Genomic DNA, 4,095 nt, shown 5'->3' with positions numbered 1-4,095 from the left:
ACATGCGCCTCGGCGTCCAGCGGGCGGGTGTCGAGGATGCATTCATGCGCCACCCGGCCGGTGTCCGAGGTATAGAGGATCGGATAAGCCTCCTTGAGCCGCGCCGCGATGTAGTTGGCGTTCAGGATCGCCACTTTCGTGGCCTGCGTCAGACCCGCGCCGCCCATCAGCAGAACATAGGCCCAGCTGACCGGCAGGATCGAAGGCGATCCAAAGGGCGCTGCCGAGACCGGACCCACGGCAGTGCCGTATTCCGGATGGCCCGGCAGGTGTTCCTCCAGATGCGCCTTGACGCCGATCGGACCCATGCCGGGGCCGCCGCCGCCATGCGGGATGCAGAAGGTCTTGTGCAGGTTCAGGTGGCTGACGTCACCGCCAATGTCGCCCGGGCGCGACAGGCCCACCATGGCATTCATGTTGGCCCCGTCGATATAGACCTGACCGCCGTGATCATGGGTGATCTGGCAGACCTCTTGCACGGTGGTCTCGAACACGCCATGGGTCGAGGGGTAGGTGATCATGCAGCCAGCCAGATGATCCGAATGCTTCTCGGCCTTGGCGCGGAAGTCATTCAGGTCGATATTGCCGTTCTCATCCGATTGCACCGGAACAACCTGCCAGCCCACCATCTGGGCCGAGGCCGGGTTGGTGCCATGGGCCGAGGTCGGGATCAGGCAGACATTGCGGTGCCCTTCGCCGCGGGCGAAGTGATAGTTGCGGATGGTCAGCAGGCCCGCATATTCGCCCTGCGCGCCCGAGTTGGGCTGCTGGCTGATCGCATCATAGCCGGTGATCTGGCACAGCTTGTCGTTCAGATCGGCAATCATCTCGTGATAGCCCTGCGCCTGATCTTCGGGGCAGAACGGGTGCAGGTTGCCGAACTCGGGCCAGGTGACCGGGATCATCTCGATCGTGGCGTTCAGCTTCATGGTGCAGGAGCCCAGCGGGATCATCGCCCGGTCCAGCGCCAGATCGCGGTCGGCCAGACGGCGCATATAGCGCGTGATCTCGGCCTCGGCCCGGTTCTTGTGGAAGATCTCGTGGGTCAGATAAGCGCTTTCGCGCAACGCATAATCCGGCAGGCGGTAGGCCACGTTTGAGCTGTCATCCTTGCGGTCGATACCGAAGGCACCCCAGACCGCCTCGATGGTCTCGGGACGGGTCTGTTCGTCGAGGCTGATGCCGACCTTGGTCTCTCCGACCTTGCGCAGGTTGACGCCCCGGGCCACGGCGGCCTCCATGACGGTTTTCTGCAGGTGGCCGACCTCAACCGTGATGGTGTCGAAGAAAACCTCGGGCTCAACCGCAAAGCCCGCCTCTTCCAGACCGGCGGCCATGCGCGAGGTCTTGCGGTGCACCGATTGCGCGATGGCCTTGATGCCATCGGGGCCGTGATAGACCGCATACATCGAGGCGATCACCGCCAGCAGCGCCTGCGCGGTGCAGACGTTCGAGTTGGCCTTTTCGCGGCGGATATGCTGTTCACGGGTTTGCAGCGCCAGACGGTAGGCCTTGTTGCCACGGCTGTCGATGCTGACGCCGATGATCCGGCCCGGCATGGCCCGCTTCAGCTTGTCGGTGGTCGCCATATAAGCGGCATGCGGACCGCCATAGCCCATCGGAACGCCAAAGCGCTGGGTCGAGCCGATGGCAATATCCGCGCCCATCTCGCCGGGGGATTTCAGCAGCGCCAGCGACAGGATGTCGGCGGCGACAATGGCGATGGCTTTGTGTTCGTGCAGCGCGGCGATTTCCTTGGTGAAGTCGCGCACATGGCCGTGGGTGCCCGGATACTGGAAGATCGCGCCAAAGACCGCGCCCGCATCCAGCGTGTCCGGGTCGGCCACCTGCACGTCAATGCCCAGAGGCTCAGCCCGGGTTTTAATCACCGCGATGGTCTGCGGATGGCAGTTCTTATCCACAAAGAAAGCCGCGTTATTGGCCTTGGACCGGCCGCCGCGCTTGGCCATCGCCATGGCTTCGGCCGCGGCGGTGGCTTCGTCCAGCAGCGAGGCATTGGCCACATCCAGACCGGTCAGGTCGCTGACCATGGTCTGGAAGTTCAACAGCGCCTCAAGGCGACCCTGGCTGATCTCGGGCTGATAGGGGGTGTAGGCGGTATACCAGGCCGGGTTTTCCAGAATATTGCGCAGGATCGGTGCCGGCGTGGTGGTGCCATAATAGCCCTGACCGATCAGCGAGGTCAGAACCTTGTTCTTGCTCGCCACCTCTTTCATGTAGAACAGCGCATCGCGTTCCGTCATCGCCGGACCCCAGTCCAGCGGCTCCTTCTGCCGGATTGCAGGCGGCACGGTCGCGTCGATCAGCTGGTCCAGCGTCTTGAAGCCGATCACCTTGAGCATGTCGCGCATCTCGGTCGGGCTGGGCCCGATATGGCGGCGATTGGCGAAGTCATAGGCTTCGTAGTCGGTCAGTTTGAAGGCCATGTGTGCGCTCCTCAGGGAATGTTTCGTTCAGCCGCTCGGGCGGATGCCTCCGGCGTGGGGTGAGGGCCGTCCCGGAAACTGTCCGGGGGACAGTTTCAGGCCCGAACGGGCGGAGCCCAAACCTGCCGGGCCCCAGATGAAAGATAGAACCCGACAACCGGGTCCGGGTAGAAGGAGCCCCATGCCCCGGGGCCCCGGATGGATCAGCCGATCAGGGCTTTGTAGCCGTCCAGATCCATCAGATCCTCCAGCTGCGACGTGTCGCTGATCTTGATCTTGTAGATCCAGGCCTCACCTTCGGGGTCTTCGTTCAGCGCGCCGGGATTGTCGGCCAGCGTCTCGTTCACCTCGGTGATCTCACCATCGACCGGGGCATAAAGCTCGGACGCCGCCTTGACGGATTCGATCACCCCGATCTCGCCACCCTTTTCGAATTCTTCACCCGCGTCCTGCTGTTCCACGAACACCACGTCGCCCAGCTGTTCGGCGGCATGTTTGGTGATGCCCAGCGTGGCGGTGTCGCCGTCGACGGTCAGCCATTCATGCTCTTCGGAATAATAGGTTGCCATGTCTTCTCTCTCTCCTGACTTCAACGCTTGTAGTTCTGAGTGACAAAGGGCAGCGCCACGATCTCGGCCGGTTGCGGCTTGCCCCGGATGATCAGGTTCACGCGCTCGCCCGGCTCGGTGTGGCCCGCCGCGACATAGCCCATCGCCACCGGGCCACCCACCGTGGGGCCAAACCCGCCCGAGGTGATCTGACCGATGGTATTGCCCTCGGCGCATTGGATCTCGGTGCCCTGCCGCGCCGGGGCCCGGCCTGCCGGTTTGATCCCCACCAGCTTGCGCGCGGGGCCTTCGGCCAGTTCCTGTTGGATACGGTCCGCACCGGGAAAGCCGCCCTCTTCCTTGCGGCGCTTCTGGATCGCCCAGGCCAGCGACGCCTCGATGGGTGAGGTGCTCTGGTCGATGTCATTGCCATACAGGCACAGCCCGGCTTCGAGCCGCAGGCTGTCGCGCGCGCCCAGACCCGCTGCCTCGCAATCCTCATGCGCCAGAAAGGCCCGTGCGATCTCGATCGCCTTGTCCTCGGGGATCGAGATCTCATACCCGTCCTCGCCCGTGTAACCCAGGCGCGAGATGCGGCATTCGGCACCCAGGATATCGGCCACGGTGGTTTCCATGAACTTCAGATCACGGGCGGCAGGGCAGAGATCGCCCACAACGTTTTCCGCCGCAGGACCCTGCACTGCCACCAGCGCCCGGTCGAAGATCTCAATCACTTCGACGCCGTCAAGATTGTCACGCATATGCGGAATGTCCTGATGCCGCAGCGCCGCGTTCACCACCACAAAGTAATGATCCCCCGCATTCGACACGATCAGGTCATCCATGATCCCGCCATCCGCGTTGGTAAAGAACCCGTACCGCGCCTTGCCTTCCTTCAGCGTCGCATAGGCCTGCGGGCAGAGCGCCTCCAGCTTCGCGCCCACATCCTCACCCCGCAGGATCACCTGGCCCATATGAGACACATCAAACAATGCCGCCTTCTCACGGCACCAATTATGCTCCCCCATAATCCCCAAAGGATACTGAACAGCCATCTCCCAACCCGCAAAATCAACCAACTTACCTCCCAACTCAACGTG

3 protein-coding genes are annotated in these 4,095 nt (G+C 63.1%); all 3 read right to left on the bottom strand.

Going from position 1 to position 4,095, the window contains the following annotated elements; all coding sequences use genetic code 11:
- Positions 1 to 2,447: aminomethyl-transferring glycine dehydrogenase (gcvP, locus tag MPJ51_RS21535; RefSeq protein WP_298391089.1), on the bottom strand; the 2,447-nt coding region annotated here is incomplete at its 3' end.
- A 203-nt stretch (positions 2,448 to 2,650) separates the two neighbouring features.
- Positions 2,651 to 3,016, bottom strand: coding sequence for a glycine cleavage system protein GcvH (gene gcvH, locus MPJ51_RS21530; protein WP_298391087.1), 366 nt, complete (start codon positions 3,014 to 3,016; stop codon positions 2,651 to 2,653).
- A gap of 20 nt (positions 3,017 to 3,036) precedes the next feature.
- The coding region (gene gcvT, locus MPJ51_RS21525; RefSeq protein WP_298391085.1) for a glycine cleavage system aminomethyltransferase GcvT at positions 3,037 to 4,095 on the bottom strand (1,059 nt) is incomplete at its 5' end.

It is taken from the genome of Ruegeria sp. (assembly GCF_028066395.1).
Lineage (GTDB): Bacteria > Pseudomonadota > Alphaproteobacteria > Rhodobacterales > Rhodobacteraceae > Ruegeria.
The sequence above is the reverse complement of the archived record's forward strand: the minus strand, read 5'-3'. Positions and strand labels throughout refer to the sequence as shown.

Excerpts from the sequence above, each read along its gene's own strand:
- gcvH (WP_298391087.1), bottom strand. The coding sequence starts at position 3,016 with ATGGCAACCTATTATTCCGAAGAGCATGAATGGCTGACCGTCGACGGC.